Here is a 16,920-nt window from a genome sequence, read left to right on the forward strand (position 1 = left end):
TTCGATGAGCCCGGTCGCAGCATCACGGCCGGCGCCGGAACGGCAACACCACGCCGCGCTCCTGCTCGTCCGGGCGATGCCACAGCACCGGCACCTCCGACGGCGAAGGCGGCTCCAGGCTGTCGGCCAACGCCTCGGCGGCGGCCTGCTCTTCTTCCAATTCCCAGCTGTACTTCCTGCGCGGCGGTTGCGGATCCAGCCGTCGCCACAACAACGCCGCCAGTACGCCGCCGACCGCACCGCCCAGGTGCGCCTGCCACGACACCCCGAGCTCGCGCGGGAACACCGTCAGCAGCATGCCGCCATAGAGGAAGAACGCGATCATCGCCGCGGCGATCGCGGGCCGGTCGCGGCGCAGCAATCCCAGCAAGAACACCAGGAACATCAACCCGTGGGTGATGCCGCTCGCGCCCAGATGGTGCGAGCCCGGCTCGCCCAGCAGCCACGCGCCGAGGCCGGAGCCGAGCCATATCAGCGGCAGCGCCCGTGCGGCGGCGCGCGGGTACATGCCGCCGGCGAGCGTGCCCAGCATCAGCAGCGAGATCGCGTTGGCAACCAGATGGTCGAACGAGCCGTGCAACAGCGGCGCGCCGATCAGCCCCAGCAGGCCGATCGCCGACCACGGCTGCACCATCCAGTTGCGCAGGTCGATGCTGTCCTGCAGCGAATACACCACCAGCAACAGCAGCACGCCGGCCAGGCTGAGGTTGAATGCGCCCATCCAGCGCTTGCGGTCGACCGCGCGCTGCGCCCTGGGATCGAGTGGCGCCGGGTCGAGGGGCGGGCTGGCGCGGGAAGTGTTCTCGGGCATCACCCAACTGTGGCGGTGGCGGCCGCAAATACAAGCCGCTGGCGGCATCGCGCTCGGCGTGACCTGAACGGTGTCGCTGCGGGACTGCGCTGAAGCGTTTCGCCCGGCCAGCACATCGGACAGGAGAAGCGCCGCAGCGCCCAGTAGAATGGCGCGATGACCAACGACATCCCCACCGTCCATCTCAAGAACGCCTGGAAATCCTCACACCCGTGGATCTTCCAGCGCCTGGTGGCCAAGCCCGAACAGCGCCCGCGCCCCGGTGCGATCGTCGACGTGATCGGCGTGGACGGCGACCTGATCGGCCGCGGTTTCTACAACGGCCACTCGCGCATCGCCCTGCGCATGCTCGACAGCGATCCCCACGCGGTGATCGATGCCGACTGGTTCGCGCGCAAGATCGCCGCCGCGGTATCACTGCGCCGCGACGTGCTGAAGCTCGACGAGGTCAGCGACGCCTGGCGCGTGTTCCACAGCGAGGGCGACGGCATTTCCGGGCTGGTGGTCGACCGCTACGCCGATCTGCTGGTGCTGGAGTTCTTCAGTGCCGGCGCGTTCCGCCACCGCGAGTGGATCCAGGCCGCGCTGCGCGAGCAGTTCCCGGGTTGCCGCTTCTACATGTTCGCCGACGAGCACGTGCAGAAGCAGGAGAGCTTCGATTTCCGCGGCACCGAGCCGGTGCAGGCCAGCGTCATCACCGAGAACGGCATCAGGTTCCGGGCCGATCCGTGCGGCGCGCACAAGACCGGCTTCTTCGCCGACCAGCGCGAGAACCGGCAATGGCTGAGCCGGCACGTCGAAGGCAAGCGCGTGCTCGACCTGTGCTGCAACACCGGCGGCTTCGGCATCTACGCCGCGGCGCGTGGCGCGGCCGAGGTGGTCGGGGTCGACATCGATGCCGACGTGCTGTCGATCGCCAAGGGCAATGCCAAGCTCAACAGCGCGCCGGTCAAGTTCATCCAGGCCGACATCTTTCCGTGGCTGCGCGATGCGGGCAACGCGGGCGACCAATACGACGTGGTGATCCTCGACCCTGCCAAGATGACCCGCGACCGCGAGCAGGTGATCCCGGCGCTGAAGAAGTACCTCGACATGAACCGGCTGGCGATGGGCGTGGTGAAGCCCGGCGGCCTGCTGGCGACGTTCTCCTGCACCGGGCTGGTCAGCGAGGACCAGTTCCTCGACATGCTCCGCCGCGCCGCGTTCTACTCCAACCGCACCGTGCAGATCCTCAAGGTCGCCGGCGCCGGCGCCGACCACCCGTGGCTCGCGCAGGTGCCGGAATCGCGCTATCTGAAAGCGGTGTTCTGCCGGGTGCTGGACTGAGGAGCCTCATCGGGGCGCAGGTTGGGCCTTCATGAGGTTGTGGGTTGGGATTTTCCCGGCTGTGCCGGTCGTCTGGTTTCACGAGGGCGTCGGCCGGGGGTCCCGATCAGTCGCTCCACGATATTCGCTTGGTGATCGGAACCCCCGGCCGACGCCAACGGTTGATCTGGCGGGTTGGGCCGAGAGCGGTTTCGTGCGCGGTTTGGCGCAATGACCGGTTATAGCCGGGTGGGCAATCGCAGGGCCTGAGACCGGCGCCGCTACACTTGCGGGATGGATACCCGGGTACTTCTCATTGCATTGATCGCGGCCGTGGTGCTGGCCGCGGTGTTGTTGGTGGTGGTGTTGCGACGCCAGCGTCCCGCCGCCGAAGCCAGCGGGCTGGTCGCGCTGCGCGAGGAACGGGATCGGCTGGCGACGGAACTGGCCACCCAGCGCGAGGCGGCGCGCGAGCAGGCCTCGGAAACCGGCCGCCTGCAAGGCCGTCTGGGCGCGCTGGAATCCGCACTGGAAACCACGTTGGCCGAGCGCGATGCGCTGCTGCAACGGGTCGAGGCCGAGCGGACCACGTTGCAGGCCGATCTGGCCGCCGAGCGCCTCGCCGCACGATCCGCAGCCCAATCCCTGCAGGACCGCGAGCAGGCCCTGGCCGCCGCGCGCGAGCGCGAAGCCGGATTGGCCGGCGAGCTGGCCACGTTGCGCGACCGGTACCGCGAGCTGCAGGCCAAATACGCCGGCGTCGAGGCGAACCTGGCCCACGCCAAGCAGGCCCACGCGGACATGCAGACCTTCCTCGGCGAGGCGCAGACCCGGCTCTCGGCCGCGTTTTCCGAGTTGGCCGGCAAGGCGTTCGAGGAGAAAGGCCAGTTGTTCGAAAAGAACATCCAGCGCGCGTCGCTGCAGTCCAAGGCCGATATCGATGCCCTGTTGAAACCGTTTGCCGAGCGCATCGGCGAGTTCCGCCACCGCGTCGACACCCTGTACGGCGAGGAGGCCAAGGAGCGCGCCTCGCTGCTGGGCGCGGTGACCGAACTGAAGACCCTCAACCAGGACATGGCGAGCCAGGCACAGGCACTGACCCGGGCCTTGAAGGGCAGCTCCAAGGTCCGCGGCGACTGGGGCGAGCTGATGCTGGAGAACGTCCTGCGCGGCTCCGGGCTGGAGGACGGCGTCCACTACGACCGGCAGAAAGGCACTGTCGATGACGAAGGCGCGCGGCTGCATCCCGACATCGTGGTGCGGCTGCCCGACGACCGTTGCGTGGTGGTGGACAGCAAGGTCAACCTGGTGGCGTGGGAGCAGGCGATGAACGCCGATACGCCGGAAGAGCAGAACGACGCGATGCGCCGGCACGCGGTCGGCCTGCGCCAGCACATGCGCGAGCTCAGCGAGAAGAATTACCCCAAGGTGCTGGGCGATACCGCGCTGGAGGTGACCATCGCCTTCATCCCGATCGAGGGCGCCCTGTCGGCCGCGCTGGGCACGGACCCGGCCCTGCAGATGGACGCGTTCGAGCGCCGGATCGTGTTTGCCTCGCCCAATACCCTGATGGCGCTGCTGCGCGTGATCGAGCGTCTGTGGACGCGCGACAAGATCCAGCGCGAAGCCATCGCGATCAGCGATACCGGCGGCCTCGTGCTGGACGCGCTGATCGGGTTCCTGGCCGATTTCGACCTGGTCGGCAAGCGTCTGGACGAAGCCGACAAGGCGTTCAAGAGCGCCCGCCATCGCCTCAGCGAATCCAGTCGCGCGGTGATCCCGCGGGCGCGGCGCCTGGCCGAACTGGGCGCGCAGGGGCGGCGTCTGCTGCCCGACGAGTTGAAGCCGGAAACGGACTTCGTCGACATCCCGGCGATCGTGGCGCCTGCCGGTCCGCCGGCGGATTGATCAGTTGTCCGTCGGCATCACCGGCATCGCGCCGGCCGGGACCTGCGGGTTGCTGTCGTCGCGCAGGTAGTCGGGCAGCGACTGGTCGCCGTCGTCACGCATGCGGTCGCCGAAGATCTGGTAATCGCGGCGCTGGGTCCACGCGTCGCGCACCAGCGCGTAGTCGTCGGCGGCACCCTCGCGCAGGCTGTCGGTGGCCAGCAGCTGGGTGCGTACATCGACCAGCTGCAGGCCCTGCAGCGGGATCCGGGTGGCGTCCTCGTCGACCTGCCGCAACGGGCTCAGCGGTGCGTCGCCGATCATGCCGAACACGTCGCGCACGGTGCGCGGACCGAACAGCGGCAACTCGACGTAGCGCGAGCGCGCCCAGCCCCAGGTGCCCAGGGTCTGGCCGAAGTCCTCGCTGCGCCGATCCAGTTTGGCATCGCTGGCGGGGTCGAAGATGCCGCCGATCCCGAGCGTGCTGTTGAGCAGGAAGCGTCCCAGCGAGTGGCCGGCCTGGGCGGGTTTGCCCTGCAGCAGCGCGTTGACCGCCGACACCGGCTGGCCGAGGTTGTTGAAGAAGTTGCTGACGCCCAGCCGGACCGGGCGCGGCGTTACGGCCACGTAGAACCGCGCCAGCGGCCGCGCGATGCTGCGGTCGACGGCGTTGTTGAAGGTGTGCATCTTGCGGTTGTAGCGCTCCCACGGGTCGTAGGCCCCGGGCACCTGCGCCGGTGCCGGCAGGGTCGGGTCCGCGACCGGGTTGTAGGTCTGGCCGCCGTAGAGCGCGTTGAAATCGGCTTCCGCCTGGGTGGGCTCGGCCGGCGATCCGGTGCGCTCCAACTCGGTCGGCGCTGGTCCGTCCGGTGCAGGTCCGGCTTGTGCAGGATCGCCGTCGCCGGCGGCGGGTGTCGTGTCCGCGGCGAGCTGGTCCGCCGCGGTGGAGTCGACAGACGTGTCGTCGGCCGTCCCGGCGGGCTCGCTGTCGGCCGCTGCCCCGCCCTGCGAGCTCCCGTCGGGCGCTGGCGTCATCGCGTCCGCCGCGCTGGTCGTCGTGCCGGTTGTCGCGCCGCTGGATTTGGCGCTCACGGGCGTCGTGGCGCATCCTGCCGCGCTGATCGCCAACGCAAGCGGCAGGATGCACAGGGTGGCACGGACGGGGACGCGTGCGGTGCGAAAGGGGGCTGGAGGCATGGGTGGCAGTCTAGGGCGCAGTCGTTAAGGTGCGATCACGCACGGGCGGGACGGTGAATCCCGGGAAAACCCCGGAACGCCCTAGGAGGCGAAGTCCAGCGCCGAACCGAGCCGGTACGCGCTGCGCAGCTCCGCCAGGCCGGTCGGGTTGCCATTCAGGACGGCGCCTTCCGCGCGATCGGCCAACTCGGCCAGCAGCGCCACGCCGGCGCTGTCGACGGCCTCCACCTTGCCCAGCTCGAGACGCGCGATGCCGGCCAGCAGCGGCAGCGCCGCTTTCCACAGCCCGGGCACCGCGGCACGGTCGAGGGTGCCGGTGAACACCAGCGCATCGCCATCGCGGATCACGGTGGCGGGCACGGCTGCGGCAGCGGTCGGCCTCGCCATGCTCAGTTGGCAGTGGTGGTGGTGGCTTGCAGCTTGCCGGCTTCCAGGTCGGCGGCGACCGCGTTGATCGACTTGCGCGACAGCGGCTCGTCGAACTGGTTGCGGAAGGTCTGCACGAAGCTGACGCCCTCGACCATCACGTCGAACACCTTCCAGTCGTTGCCGACCTTGTGCATCAGGTAATCGACCGGGATCGGGTCGCCGCCCTGGCGCAGGAACTCGCTGGAGACCTTGACCATCGCGCCGCCGCGCAGCGGGGTTTCCGATTTCACCCGCACCTTCAACCGGGTGTTGAAGTCCAGCAGCGAGGAGCCGTAACGCTGCATCAGGTTGTTGGTCAGGGCCTTGGAAAACCGTGTGATGTCGGCGTCCGATGCGCCGCGGCCGTGGCGACCCAGCACCAGTCGCGCGGCGTACTGGCTGTCGAACATCTGGTCGAACTCGCCGGCGATGTAGGTGCGCAGCGCGGCGCGGTCGCCGGTGAACTCGGCGCGGCGCGCTTCCAGCGTGGTCAGGATGCGGGTCGCGTTGTCGAGCACCAGCTTGCTCGGCGCAGTGGTGGTCGCGGCGGCCGGCGCGGGCGCACCGGCGGCGAGCGCCAGCGTCGGCATGCCGGCAAGCAGCGCGGCGGAGAGGAGGATGGACGAGGCAGAGGTTTTCATCGGATTCATTCCTTGGGGGGCGTGGTGCCGCTTTCCTGCAGATAGGCCGGCACGTCGTCGGCCTGCCCGGCCGGGTCGGCATCCTCGGCGGATGCGCCGCCATTGTCCGCACCGCCGCTGAACATGTACTTGCCGACCATCTGGATCAGGTCGACCGAGGACTGGGTGAGGAAGATCTGGTCGCCGGCCTTGAGCGGCTCCGGATCGCCACCGGGCTGCAGGCCGACGTAGCTTTCGCCGAGCAGGCCGGAGGTCAGGATCGCGGCGCTGGTGTCGGCTGGCAGGTCGTCATAGCGCGCATCGATGGCCAGGGTGACCACCGAGTCCAGCTTCACCGGGTCCAGGGTGATGTGGGAGACGCGGCCGATCGCCACGCCGCCGATCTTGACCGGGGCGTTCGCACGCAGCGGACCGAGGTTGCTGAAGCGCGCGGTGATCTCGTAATCGTTGCCGCCGAACCAGCCCAGCTTGCCGTTGGTGGAGCTGATCGCCAGCACCAGCAACGAGGCCAGCGCGAGCAGCAGGAACGCGCCGACGGCGAATTCGATACGGGGGCTACGGTTGCTCATGGATGTCTACCTTGGTGTTTCGATGCATCGGCGGATGCAGGAGATTTGGAGTCGGAGTCGGTACAGCAGGCATGGGCGGTCGCGCTATTGGAACAGCAGCGCTGACATCACGAAGTTCAGCATCAGCACCAGCAGCGAGGCGTTGACCACCGCCTTGGTGGTCGCCACCGAGGTGCCTTCGATGGTCGGTTCGGCGTGGAAGCCGACGTACGCGGCGACCAGCGCGGCGACCGCGCCGAACACCGCCGACTTGACCATCGCCATGCCGAAGTCGTCGACCAGGTCGACGCTGTCACGCAGCACCTGCCAGAAAATGCCGGCGTCGATGCCGATGACGTGAACGGCTTCCAGATAGCTGGCGCTGATGGCGAGGCTGCAGAAGAACCCGGTCAGCAGTGGCACGCACAGCACCGCCGCCCAGAAGCGCGGCGCGACCGCCTTGCCGACCGGGTCGATGCCCATCAGGCCGAGCGCGGTGATCTGGTCGGTGGCGCGCATCAGGCCCAGTTCGGCGGCGATCGACGAGCCGGCGCGGCCGATGAACAGCAGCGCGGTCAGCACCGGGCCGAGTTCGCGGTAGATGCCCAGCCCCAGGATCATGCTGACCTGGTTGCTGGCGCCGTAGGTGTCGAGCGCGCGGTAGGCCAGCAATGTCAGCGAAAGACCGACGAACGCGCCGCCAACGGCGATGATCGGAAGCGAACGTGCGCCGATCTTGTAGATCTCGCGCACAAATTCTCGGAACAGGTCGGTGCTCGGCACCGACGCCCGCAGCACCGACAGGGTGAACAGGCCGGCGCGGCCGACGGAACGGGTAGCGGCAACCAGCGCCATCAGGCGGCTTCCTTGGAGGGTCGGGTGTCGGTATCGCGCGGCATCGCATCGAACGGGATCGGCCCGTCCGGGTTGCCGTCCAGGAACTGCCGCACCAGCGGGTCGGTGCTGGCCTGCAACTGGGCCGGCGTGCCGGAAAACACGATCGAACCGTTGGCGATCACGATCGCGTGGTCGGCCACCGGCAGCGTTTCGTGGACGTGGTGGGTGACCACGATGCTGGTCAGGCCGAGGCTGTCGTTGAGCCGGCGCACCAGTTCCATCACCACGCCGCTGGCGATCGGGTCCAGCCCGGTCAGCGGCTCGTCGTAGATCATCAGCGGCGGATCCATCGCCAGCGCCCGCGCCAGTGCGACCCGGCGCGCCATGCCGCCGGACAGCTCGCGCGGGAACGCGTCGGCCGCCGCGCGCAGGCCGACCGCGTGCAGCTTCATCCGCACCAGCCGCTCGATTACCGGCTTCGGCAGCCGGGTGTGCGTGCGCAGCGGCAGGGCGACGTTCTCGGCCGCGGTCAGGTCGGTCAACAGGCCGTTGCCCTGCAGCATCACGCCGATTTTCTTGCGCAGTTCCAGCAGCGCGCGCGAGGACTGCGGCATCGGCTGGCCGAAGATCTCCACCGTGCCGGCGGCCGGTTCCAGCTCGCCGGTCAGCGCCGCCAGCAGGGTCGACTTGCCGCTGCCCGAGGGGCCGAGCACCGCGACCACCTGCCCGCGCGGCACGCTCAGGTTGATGTCGCGCAGCACCGTGCGTCCGCCGCGGTCGAGGCGCAGATTGGTCAGGTGGACGATGGGACTGGAATCGGTCATCGGAAAGAAGTGGCACGCCACGCGGACGCAAACATCGCGCAGCTTGGTGGGCAGCACCTGAACAAGGGGTGTCACATTGTCGCAGGCCGGCGTCGGCGCTGCAGCGGTTGGCCGGGTCTCGCCGGTGTGACCGCTGCGCTCCCGGCGCCCGCCGGTTGAGACTGCTCCGACGTGTTGGGACGTGCTGGCCCGCCCAAACCCGCGGCGGGCAGGATTCTGGTGCACCCCCGCTACCCGCCGCGACCGGTTGGGCCGCGGCAACACGCGCATGCCGCGCCCTGCACTGCTGGTCGAGCGCAAGTCATTGAACTTGAAGGGGGAAATGGCGCGCCTGGAGGGATTCGAACCCCCGACCAATGGCTTCGGAAGCCACTACTCTATCCGGCTGAGCTACAGGCGCATGACAGGCCGCAGGATCGGCCGGGGTGCAGGGAGCCGGTTCGGCTCGCTCGGTCCCGGTCGTGCGGGGAAGGCATTCTAGCGGCAAATCGCGCCGTGCGCCCGGTTGAGCAATCGGGCGCAGCAAATCAATCAGGTCGAGCAGGGTGATGGCATGGGCCACCCACTGGGGCCGGCCGGCGCCACGGCGTCGGCGTGCCGGACGCATGGTGGCATCCGCCATAATCGGCCGATGAGCTACGAGCGTTTCGAACCCGTTCCCGTGCCGGTCTGGAAGACCCGCCTGCGGCTGTACTGGCAGCTGACCCGCAACGACCGCCCGATCGGTTGGCTGCTGCTGTTGTGGCCGACCTGGTGGGGGCTGTGGCTGGCCGCCGAGGGCATGCCGCCGGTATGGACGCTGTTCGTGTTCACCGCCGGTGTCTGGCTGACCCGCTCGGCCGGCTGCGTGGTCAACGACTACGCCGACCGCTGGCTCGATCCGCACGTGGAGCGCACCCGCGATCGGCCGCTCGCGACCGGTGCGGTGCGCGGTCGCGAGGCGCTGGTACTGTTCGCGGTGCTGATGCTGGCCGCGTTCGCGCTGGTGCTGACGATGAACCGGCTCACGGTCTGGATGAGCCTGATCGGCCTGCTGCTGGCGGCGACCTATCCCTACCTGAAGCGCTACACCTACCTGCCGCAGGTCTATCTGGGCATGGCGTTCGGCTGGGGCATCCCGATGGGCTTTGCCGCGGTGACCGGCGAGGTGCCGGCGCTGGCGTGGCTGCTGTATGTCGCCAACATCCTGTGGTCGACCGCCTACGACACCTGGTACGCGATGGTCGACCGGGACGACGACATCAAGGTGGGGGCGAAATCGACCGCGGTGCTGTTCGGCGATCTCGATCTGGTGATCCAGGGAATCCTGTACGCGCTGTTCTTCATCGCCCTGATGCTGGTGGGCCAGCGCGCCGCGATGGGCAACTGGTACTGGGCCGGGCTGGCGGTCGCCGCGGTGCTGGTGGCGTGGCAGTTCCGGATCAGCCGCAAGCGCGAGCGCGGCCCGCTGTTCCGCGCGTTCCTGCACAACCACTGGGTGGGACTGGCGGTGTTCGCCGGCATCGCGCTGGACTTCGCCCTGCGGGGTTGAGCGCACGCCCGCGGGGCGATGCAGCTGGAGGGCCTACGGCACCCGTGCCGCCACCCAGGCATCGACCCGTGCCGCGCCGGCCCGGCGCAGGACGATCGCGGCGGCGTGCAAGGTGGCGCCGGTGGTCATCACGTCGTCGACCAGCACCACGTGCGCCGGCAGGTCCGCGCCGGGGCGCACGGTGAACGCGCCGCGCAGATTGCGCTGGCGACCCGCCGCATCCAGCCGGGATTGCGGTGCGGTGGCGCGCGGCCGCAGCAGGGCGTCATCGAGCAACGGGATGGCGAGCGCGTCGGCCAGCGGCCGGGCCAGCTCCAGCGCCTGGTCGTAGCCGCGTCGGCGCAGGCGGGCCCGGTGCAGCGGGATCGGGATCAGCGCGTCCGGCCGTGACAGGGGTGAGAACGCCTCGACCATCATCTGGCTCAGCAGGCGGCCGGCGGCGAGGTCGTGATGGAACTTGAACCGCGGCAGCAGCCGGTCCAGCGGCGCGCGGTAGGTGCAGGCGGCGTGGGTCTGCGCCAGTGGCGGTGGCCGTTGCAGGCAGGTGCCGCAGAGAGCGGTTTCCGCCGGATTCGGTGCCGGCAGCGGCAGGGCGCAGCGTTCGCAAGCGGGGCCGTGCCAGGGCAGTGCGGCGCGGCAGGCGGCGCACAGGTCGCGCCCGTTCTCGCCCGGCGCGGCGCAGGCCAGGCAACGGCCCGGCCACAGCAGCCGGATCGCGTCATGGCGCAGCCAGGTGACGAACCGGCCGCAGCGGCTGTCAACTTTCTGGGGCGTGGTTTGGTTGACAGGGGCAGTCATGCTTTCCAGACTGCCGGGCTTGTCTTCTCGTATCTGTCGGAAAGCCGCCATGCCTGCTGTCAGTGGAACCACCGTCCGGCCCGCCAGCCATCCCGCCGAAGTCGGCGCCGCGACCCGCCACGACTGGTCGCGCAGCGAGGTCCGCGCGCTGTTCGACCTGCCGTTCCCGGAGCTGCTGTTCCGCGCGGCGAGCGTGCACCGGGAGAACTTCGACCCCGCCGAGGTCCAGGTCAGCACGTTGCTGTCGGTGAAGACCGGTGGCTGCCCGGAGGATTGCTCCTACTGCCCGCAGGCGCAGCGTTACCACACCGGCGTGGAGGCGCAGAAGCTGATGTCGACCGACGCCGTGCTGGAGAAGGCGCGCGCGGCGAAGGCGGCCGGTGCCTCGCGGTTCTGCATGGGCGCGGCGTGGCGCTCGCCGGCCGACCGCGACATCCCGAAGGTCGCCGCGATGATCCGCGAAGTGAAGGCGCTCGGGCTGGAGACCTGCGCGACGCTGGGCATGCTCAGCGGTGGCCAGGCGCAGTCGCTGAAGGACGCCGGGCTGGACTACTACAACCACAACCTGGACACCGCGCCGGAGTTCTACAACCGGATCATCCACACCCGCGAATACCAGGACCGGCTGGACACCCTCGGCCATGTGCGCGACGTCGGCCTGAAGACCTGCTGCGGCGGCATCGTCGGCATGGGCGAGTCGCGCGACCAGCGCGCGGGCCTGCTGCAGACGCTGGCGAACCTGCCGGCACATCCGGACTCGGTGCCGATCAACCGGCTGGTGAAGGTCGAGGGCACGCCGCTGGCCGACGACGAGGAGCTGGCCGAGCTGGATCCATTCGAGTTCGCCCGCACGATCGCCGTTGCCCGCCTGCTGATGCCGCGCTCGATGGTGCGGCTGTCGGCCGGCCGCCAGCAGATGTCCGACGAGCTGCAGGCGCTGTGTTTCCTGGCCGGCGCCAACTCGATCTTCCACGGCGAGAAGCTGCTGACCACCGACAACCCCGAAACCGACCGCGATCTGGCATTGTTCCAGCGGCTGGGCCTGCGTCCGATGCCGATCGTCGGGCAAGCCGACGAACAGGCCGCCGGACACGCAGTCGGGCACCATACTGTCGAGCACTTGGTAAAACCGGGGGGAACCGTGCACGCCGACATCATCGAACCTGAAACGCTGGACCACGCCACCGGCACGGATGCCGACCGCACCGCCAGCGTGGTATGAGCCATGGCCCGCGCGTCATGGCGTGAACGCATCGAGACCGCGCGCCTGGCGCGGGTCGCCACTGCGCGCAGCCGGATCCGGCGCACGGTGACCCACCGTGACGGCGCGCGCTGCGTCGTCGATGGCCGCGAGCTGCTGAACTTCTGCAGCAACGATTACCTCGGCCTGTCCCAGCACTACGCGGTGGTTGGCGCGCTGCAGGACGCGGCATCACGGGAGGGCGCCGGCGGGCTGGGTTCGCATCTGGTCTGTGGCCACCACACCCTGCACGACCAGCTGGAGAAGGAACTGGCCGACTGGCTCGGCACGCCGCGCGCGCTGCTGTTTGGCAGCGGCTATCTGGCCAACCTGGCGGTGGTGCAGGCGGTGCTCGGCGACGAGGACGTCTGCGTGCAGGACCGGCTCAACCACGCCAGCCTGATCGACGCCGCGCGGCTGGCCGGGTGCCGCCTGCGCCGCTATCCGCACAACGACCCGGAAGGCGCGATCCGCCAGCTGCGCGGCATGCCCGACGGGGTCGCGATGCTGGCCACCGACGGCGTGTTCAGCATGGATGGCGACATTGCACCGCTGCGCGAACTGGCCCTCGTCGCCCGCGTCCAGAACGCGCTGCTGTATGTCGACGATGCCCACGGTGTCGGCGTGGTCGGCCCGGACGGTCAGGGCAGCGTGGCCGAGGCGCGGCTGTCGGTGGAGCAGGTGCCGCTGCAACTGGCGACGCTCGGCAAGGCGCTCGGCGGCTACGGCGCGGCGGTGCTGGGCGACCACGCGCTGATCGAGCACCTGGCCGAGACCGCGCGGCCGTACCTCTACACCACCGCATTGCCGCCGGCCCAGGCCGCGGCGAGTCTGGCCGCGGTCAAGCTCGCGCGCAGCGAGCACTGGCGGCGCGAGAAGCTGGTCGAACTGGCCGCGCGGTTCCGCGAGCGGGCCCGCAGCGCCGGACTGGCCCTGCTGCCGTCGGACACACCGATCCAGCCGGTGATGGTCGGCGACGATGCGCGCGCGCTGTCGATGGCCGCCGCACTGGAACGCTTCGGCTACTGGGTCGCCGCGATCCGGCCGCCGACCGTGCCCGAAGGACGCGCGCGCCTGCGGGTGACCCTGTCCGCCCTGCACGCCACCGCCGATGTCGACGGTCTGGTCGAGGCCCTGCTGCGTGCGCGCGACCGTGCCGAGGCGGAGGCACGGATCGCCGCGATCCACGCCGACTCGCCGGTGTGACCCAAGCGCCAGCGGGCGGCGATACTTCGCTTTCCCCATTTCCCGCACACACCCCCACATAGAACGTCCATGCATATCGAAACCCGCGGGCACGGCCCGGCGCTCGGCCTGATCCACGGCTGGGCGATGCACGGTGGCCTGTTCACGCCACTGGTCGACCGCCTCGCCGAGCACTACACGCTGCACCTGGTCGACCTGCCCGGCCACGGCCACGCCCGTGACGACGACCGCGCCCTGGAGCCGGTGGCGCTGGCCCGCGCACTGGTCGCGCGGGTGCCCGATGCGGTCTGGCTGGGCTGGTCGCTGGGCGGGCAGGTCGCGCTGCGCGCCGCACTGGATCACCCGGACCGGGTACGTGGACTGGTGATGCTCGCCGCCTCGCCGCGTTTCGTGCGCAGCGACGACTGGCCGCACGGCGTCGGCAGCGCGCTGTTCAGCGATTTCGGCGACGCCCTGCAACGCGATTTCCGCGGCACCCTCGACGGCTTCCTCGCGCTGGAGGCGCTGGGTTCGAGCAGTGCGCAGGACGAGTTGCGCAAGCTGCGCGCGCAGGCGTTCGAGCGCGGCGAGCCCTCCCCGCGCGCACTGCTGGAAGGCCTGCGCCTGCTCGACACGCTGGACCTGCGCGCCGAATTGCCGGGCCTGCAGCTGCCCAGCCTGTGGCTGTCCGGCCGCCGCGACCGGCTGGTGCCGGCGGGCGCGATGCCGGCCGCCGCCGCACTGGCGCCGCAATCACGCAGCGTGGTGATCGCCAATGCCGGCCACGCCCCGTTCCTCGGCGCGGCCGACGAGGTGGCGGCCGAGATCGACACCTTCATGCGCACCGTCAGCGCGGGGCAACCGGCATGAGCGGCCTGTTCGACGATCGCCAGGTGCGCCGCGCGTTCTCGCGTGCCGCCGAGGGTTATGACGCCGCCGCGACGCTGCAGCGTGAGGTCGCCTCGCGCCTGGCCGAGTCGCTGGATTATCTCGACGACCCCGCGCTCGGCCTGGCGCCGCCGCAGGTCGTGGTCGACCTGGGCAGCGGGCCGGGCCACATGTCGGCGGCGTTGCAGAAGCGCTGGCCGAAGGCGCAGGTGCTCGCGCTCGATATCGCGCCGGGAATGCTGGCGCAGGTGCGCGGCAATGCGGGCGGGTCGCGGTTCAACCCGTTCACCCGCCGCCCGATCCCGGTCAGCGCCGATGCCCGCGCGCTGCCGCTGGCCGACCGCAGCGTCGACGTGCTGTTCTCCAGCCTGTGCCTGCAATGGGTCGAGGACCTGCCGGCCGTGTTCGCCGGCATGCGCCGGGTGCTCAAGCCCGGCGGGCTGATGCTGGTGTCCACGTTCGGCATGGACACCCTGATCGAGTTGCGGCAGGCCTTCGCCGCCGCGGACGAGGCCCCGCACGTGAGTCCGTTCACCGCGATCGGCCCGTTCGGCGATGCGCTGATCGCGGCTGGCTTCAAGGACCCGGTGCTCGATCGCGACGAGTTCCACCTCGGTCACCCCGACCTCGCCAGCCTGATGCGCGAGCTGCGCGGCATCGGAGCGACCAACGCGCTGGCGGGCCGCCGCCGCAGCCTCACCGGCCGCGCCCGGTTCGCCCGTGCCAGCGAGGCCTACGAGGCGATGCGCAGCGCCGACGGCCAATTGCCGGTGACCTGGGAAGTCATCTACGCCCACGCCTGGGGCCCGCCGCCGGGCGCACCGATCCGGGTCGGCGGGGTCGACGAGGTCCAGGTGCCGCTGTCCAGCATCCGCGTCCGCCGGCGCTGAGGGCTTCGGCGGTTTTGGCGGTCGCCGCTGACTGAAGCCGCGGCGGCAGGGCGGTTGCCGCCGCGAATGCCCGCGGACCGTTCCGCCGGTATCCTGCGACGGGTCGCACACGCCACTTCCGGATCGGGCGCGACCTCCGTTGCGCCAGATCGAGGACGAGCTTTGAACCAGCGACGATTGACCCTGCTCGCGGTGGCGATCGCCTTGCTGTCGGCGCTGTTCTTCACCTGCACCTACGTGCTCAACCGCGCCGCGGCGACCGGCGGCGGGCACTGGGCGTGGACGGCCGCGCTGCGCTACCTGATCACCCTGCCGCTGCTGCTGCCGCTGATGCGCTGGCAGGGCGGCATCGGGCCGGTATGGCGTGCGATCCGGGCCCATCCGTGGCCGTGGCTGGGCTGGAGCACGGTCGGTTTCGTGCTGTTCTACCTGACCCTGAGCTACGCCGCGGCGAGCGGGCCGTCGTGGCTGGTGGCCGGCACGTTCCAGCTGACCGTGATCGCGGGGATGTTGTGCGCGCCGTTCCTGTACCGCGACGAGCGTGCGCGGATTCCGCTGCCGGCGCTGGCGGCCGGGCTGGTGGTGATCGCCGGCGTGCTGCTGATGCAGTTCGGCGTCGGCGGCGGCGCGCTCGACCGTGCCGGCTGGATCGCGCTGGCCTGCGTCGCCTTTTCCGCGGTCGCCTACCCACTGGGCAACCGCGGCCTGTTGCTGCACCTGGAGCGTGTGGCCGACGAGCCCGGCGCGGTCGAGCTCAACGCCACCCAGCGGGTGTTCGGGCTGACCCTGGCCAGCCAGCCGGCCTGGTGGCTGGTCACGGTGTACGCCGGTTTCCAGGCCGGGCCGCCGCCGCTGCAGCAGGTCTGGCTCGCCGGCGGTGTCGCGCTGGGCGCGGGCGTGATCGCCACCGTGCTGTTCTTCCAGGCCACCGGCATGGTGCGCAACGATCCCACCGCGCTGGCCGCGACGGAGGCGATGCAGGCCGCCGAGATCCTGTTCGCGACCCTGCTGGGCGTGCTGCTGCTGGGTGAGACCTGGCCGCAGGGGCGCGCGCTGGGGGGCGCGGGGGTGGTGATGGCCGGCATCGTCGTGTTCAGCGGGATCGCCGCGCGCAAGGCGGCCGGCAACCCGCGTGCGACCCGGGACCTGCGCAGCGAGCGCGGCGGGTGAGTCCGGTGGCGGGCGGCTGAAAACCGCACGCGGCGTTCAGCCCGCAACGGTTAGATTCGACCCCCTGTCACGCCGCCGCGAGCCGCTCATGTTCAGTCCGACGACCATCGCCCTGGTGATCTCCGCCGCGACCCTGCTGGGCAGCAGCCTGCTGCCGCTGCAGGCCCAGCAGACAGCTTCCAGCACGATCCGGCAGTGGGGATTCGATCCCGGCATGCTGGTCGCCGACGGCCGCGAGTTGCTGCTGCGCGCGCCGGACACGGCCATCGACAGCCTGTTCCAGGCCGCCCATGCGGCGACCAGCAGTCCGCAGGAAGCGGCCGCGCTTTGCGCGCTGTTCGATCCGGCCGCCGACCGCAGCCTCGCCGGCCTCAATGCGGTCGCCAACCGGCTCAGTCCGGCGAACCGCGAACGCTTCGCCGGCGCGGTCGCGAACCTGTTTGTCGCCGCGATGCAGTCCACGCCGCAACCCTACGACGAGGCCGCCGCCCGGCAGGCACTGAAAGCGTCCGGCGTGCGTGCCGCGCTGGTCAACGACGGCTTTGTGGCCGGCCTCAACGGCGACGACCACGACGCCCGCTGCCGTTCGCTGGGCTGGCTGATGGACGACCTGCGCGCCCAGCCGTTGCCGCAGCGCGCCGCGGTCGCCCGCCTGCTGCTGGGTGAAGGCCTGGAGCAACTGGCGATCGGTCCGGCGGACGCGGCCGCAGCGCAGGCGCCGCGCCTGTAACCGGACGAAAGCACCAGCCGGGCCGGCAGG

Annotated in this window: 17 protein-coding genes and 1 tRNA gene; 9 read left to right on the forward strand and 9 right to left on the reverse strand. The window is 70.4% G+C overall.

The features are described 5' to 3' along the window. Positions 1-22 precede the first annotated feature (22 nt). Entirely contained in the window at positions 23-811 is a 789-nt protein-coding gene (locus N792_RS00190; RefSeq protein ID WP_036191334.1) for a rhomboid family intramembrane serine protease, read from the reverse strand. Positions 812-967: 156 nt separating this feature from the next. Between N792_RS00190 and N792_RS00195 the strand changes: the two genes are divergently transcribed. After that, a complete protein-coding gene (locus N792_RS00195) occupies positions 968-2,137 on the forward strand; it encodes a class I SAM-dependent rRNA methyltransferase (protein ID WP_036191337.1) in 1,170 nt (389 codons plus the stop codon). A gap of 273 nt (positions 2,138-2,410) precedes the next feature. Next, complete coding sequence (locus N792_RS00200; protein WP_052103202.1) at positions 2,411-4,024, forward strand: DNA recombination protein RmuC; 1,614 nt, start codon at positions 2,411-2,413, stop codon at positions 4,022-4,024. On the opposite strand, the gene N792_RS00205 is transcribed toward N792_RS00200, so the two are convergent. The 7 genes from N792_RS00205 to N792_RS00235 all read right to left on the reverse strand — a co-directional run bounded on the left by N792_RS00205 (position 4,025) and on the right by N792_RS00235 (position 8,858). Continuing rightward, positions 4,025-5,200 (reverse strand): MlaA family lipoprotein, encoded by a 1,176-nt coding sequence (locus N792_RS00205; RefSeq protein ID WP_052103203.1) that lies wholly within the window; start codon positions 5,198-5,200, stop codon positions 4,025-4,027. It lies immediately after the preceding gene. 81 nt (positions 5,201-5,281) lie between these two features. Then, positions 5,282-5,587 (reverse strand): STAS domain-containing protein, encoded by a 306-nt coding sequence (locus tag N792_RS00210; protein ID WP_052103204.1) that lies wholly within the window; start codon positions 5,585-5,587, stop codon positions 5,282-5,284. 2 nt (positions 5,588-5,589) lie between these two features. Beyond that, positions 5,590-6,249: an MlaC/ttg2D family ABC transporter substrate-binding protein gene (locus tag N792_RS00215; protein ID WP_036191340.1), complete on the reverse strand. Its 660-nt coding sequence runs from the start codon at positions 6,247-6,249 to the stop codon at positions 5,590-5,592. Between the two features lie 5 nt (positions 6,250-6,254). After that, positions 6,255-6,818: an outer membrane lipid asymmetry maintenance protein MlaD gene (gene mlaD, locus N792_RS00220; RefSeq protein WP_036191342.1), complete on the reverse strand. Its 564-nt coding sequence runs from the start codon at positions 6,816-6,818 to the stop codon at positions 6,255-6,257. An 84-nt stretch (positions 6,819-6,902) separates the two neighbouring features. Further along, the gene (locus N792_RS00225) at positions 6,903-7,652 is read right to left on the reverse strand and encodes an MlaE family lipid ABC transporter permease subunit (protein WP_036191345.1); all 750 of its coding nucleotides are present in this window, start codon (positions 7,650-7,652) and stop codon (positions 6,903-6,905) included. Further along, positions 7,652-8,458, reverse strand: a complete 807-nt coding sequence (locus N792_RS00230; protein WP_036191348.1) for an ABC transporter ATP-binding protein — start codon at positions 8,456-8,458, stop codon at positions 7,652-7,654. The genes N792_RS00225 and N792_RS00230 overlap by 1 nt, the downstream gene beginning before the upstream one ends. Positions 8,459-8,781: 323 nt before the next feature. Beyond that, positions 8,782-8,858: transfer RNA gene (locus tag N792_RS00235), tRNA-Arg, on the reverse strand. Positions 8,859-9,089: 231 nt separating this feature from the next. Between N792_RS00235 and ubiA the strand changes: the two genes are divergently transcribed. Continuing rightward, positions 9,090-9,989, forward strand: a complete 900-nt coding sequence (gene ubiA, locus N792_RS00240; RefSeq protein WP_036191350.1) for a 4-hydroxybenzoate octaprenyltransferase — start codon at positions 9,090-9,092, stop codon at positions 9,987-9,989. Between the two features lie 33 nt (positions 9,990-10,022). Here ubiA and N792_RS00245 read toward each other — a convergent pair whose 3' ends face one another. Next, a complete protein-coding gene (locus tag N792_RS00245; protein WP_156969241.1) occupies positions 10,023-10,787 on the reverse strand; it encodes a ComF family protein in 765 nt (254 codons plus the stop codon). Between the two features lie 49 nt (positions 10,788-10,836). Between N792_RS00245 and bioB the strand changes: the two genes are divergently transcribed. From bioB to N792_RS00275, 6 genes are all read left to right on the forward strand, one after another. Then, the gene (gene bioB / locus N792_RS00250) at positions 10,837-12,009 is read left to right on the forward strand and encodes a biotin synthase BioB (RefSeq protein WP_084105215.1); all 1,173 of its coding nucleotides are present in this window, start codon (positions 10,837-10,839) and stop codon (positions 12,007-12,009) included. Positions 12,010-12,012: 3 nt separating this feature from the next. Then, complete coding sequence (bioF, locus tag N792_RS00255) at positions 12,013-13,233, forward strand: 8-amino-7-oxononanoate synthase (protein ID WP_036191353.1); 1,221 nt, start codon at positions 12,013-12,015, stop codon at positions 13,231-13,233. A 69-nt stretch (positions 13,234-13,302) separates the two neighbouring features. Next, entirely contained in the window at positions 13,303-14,082 is a 780-nt protein-coding gene (bioH, locus tag N792_RS00260; protein ID WP_036191356.1) for a pimeloyl-ACP methyl ester esterase BioH, read from the forward strand. Next, positions 14,079-14,990, forward strand: coding sequence for a malonyl-ACP O-methyltransferase BioC (bioC, locus tag N792_RS00265; RefSeq protein WP_036191359.1), 912 nt, complete (start codon positions 14,079-14,081; stop codon positions 14,988-14,990). The genes bioH and bioC overlap by 4 nt, the downstream gene beginning before the upstream one ends. Positions 14,991-15,152: 162 nt before the next feature. Continuing rightward, positions 15,153-16,160 (forward strand): multidrug resistance efflux transporter family protein, encoded by a 1,008-nt coding sequence (locus tag N792_RS00270; protein WP_224743892.1) that lies wholly within the window; start codon positions 15,153-15,155, stop codon positions 16,158-16,160. An 88-nt stretch (positions 16,161-16,248) separates the two neighbouring features. Further along, positions 16,249-16,890 (forward strand): hypothetical protein, encoded by a 642-nt coding sequence (locus N792_RS00275; RefSeq protein ID WP_036191362.1) that lies wholly within the window; start codon positions 16,249-16,251, stop codon positions 16,888-16,890. The last annotated feature ends 30 nt before the right edge of the window (positions 16,891-16,920 follow it).

It is taken from the genome of Lysobacter concretionis Ko07 = DSM 16239 (assembly GCF_000768345.1).
GTDB lineage: Bacteria > Pseudomonadota > Gammaproteobacteria > Xanthomonadales > Xanthomonadaceae > Novilysobacter > Novilysobacter concretionis.

What these genes read in the sequence shown, in the direction of transcription:
- bioB (WP_084105215.1), top strand. Translation starts at nt 10,837, where the DNA reads ATGCCTGCTGTCAGTGGAACCACCGTCCGGCCCGCCAGCCATCCCGCC.
- bioH (WP_036191356.1), top strand. Translation starts at nt 13,303, where the DNA reads ATGCATATCGAAACCCGCGGGCACGGCCCGGCGCTCGGCCTGATCCAC.
- N792_RS00275 (WP_036191362.1), top strand. Translation starts at nt 16,249, where the DNA reads ATGTTCAGTCCGACGACCATCGCCCTGGTGATCTCCGCCGCGACCCTG.
- N792_RS00225 (WP_036191345.1), bottom strand. Translation starts at nt 7,652, where the DNA reads ATGGCGCTGGTTGCCGCTACCCGTTCCGTCGGCCGCGCCGGCCTGTTC.
- N792_RS00210 (WP_052103204.1), bottom strand. Translation starts at nt 5,587, where the DNA reads ATGGCGAGGCCGACCGCTGCCGCAGCCGTGCCCGCCACCGTGATCCGC.
- N792_RS00205 (WP_052103203.1), bottom strand. Translation starts at nt 5,200, where the DNA reads ATGCCTCCAGCCCCCTTTCGCACCGCACGCGTCCCCGTCCGTGCCACC.
- N792_RS00190 (WP_036191334.1), bottom strand. Translation starts at nt 811, where the DNA reads ATGCCCGAGAACACTTCCCGCGCCAGCCCGCCCCTCGACCCGGCGCCA.
- N792_RS00195 (WP_036191337.1), top strand. Translation starts at nt 968, where the DNA reads ATGACCAACGACATCCCCACCGTCCATCTCAAGAACGCCTGGAAATCC.
- bioF (WP_036191353.1), top strand. Translation starts at nt 12,013, where the DNA reads ATGGCCCGCGCGTCATGGCGTGAACGCATCGAGACCGCGCGCCTGGCG.
- N792_RS00215 (WP_036191340.1), bottom strand. Translation starts at nt 6,249, where the DNA reads ATGAAAACCTCTGCCTCGTCCATCCTCCTCTCCGCCGCGCTGCTTGCC.
- bioC (WP_036191359.1), top strand. Translation starts at nt 14,079, where the DNA reads ATGAGCGGCCTGTTCGACGATCGCCAGGTGCGCCGCGCGTTCTCGCGT.
- mlaD (WP_036191342.1), bottom strand. Translation starts at nt 6,818, where the DNA reads ATGAGCAACCGTAGCCCCCGTATCGAATTCGCCGTCGGCGCGTTCCTG.
- N792_RS00200 (WP_052103202.1), top strand. Translation starts at nt 2,411, where the DNA reads ATGGATACCCGGGTACTTCTCATTGCATTGATCGCGGCCGTGGTGCTG.
- ubiA (WP_036191350.1), top strand. Translation starts at nt 9,090, where the DNA reads ATGAGCTACGAGCGTTTCGAACCCGTTCCCGTGCCGGTCTGGAAGACC.
- N792_RS00245 (WP_156969241.1), bottom strand. Translation starts at nt 10,787, where the DNA reads ATGACTGCCCCTGTCAACCAAACCACGCCCCAGAAAGTTGACAGCCGC.
- N792_RS00230 (WP_036191348.1), bottom strand. Translation starts at nt 8,458, where the DNA reads ATGACCGATTCCAGTCCCATCGTCCACCTGACCAATCTGCGCCTCGAC.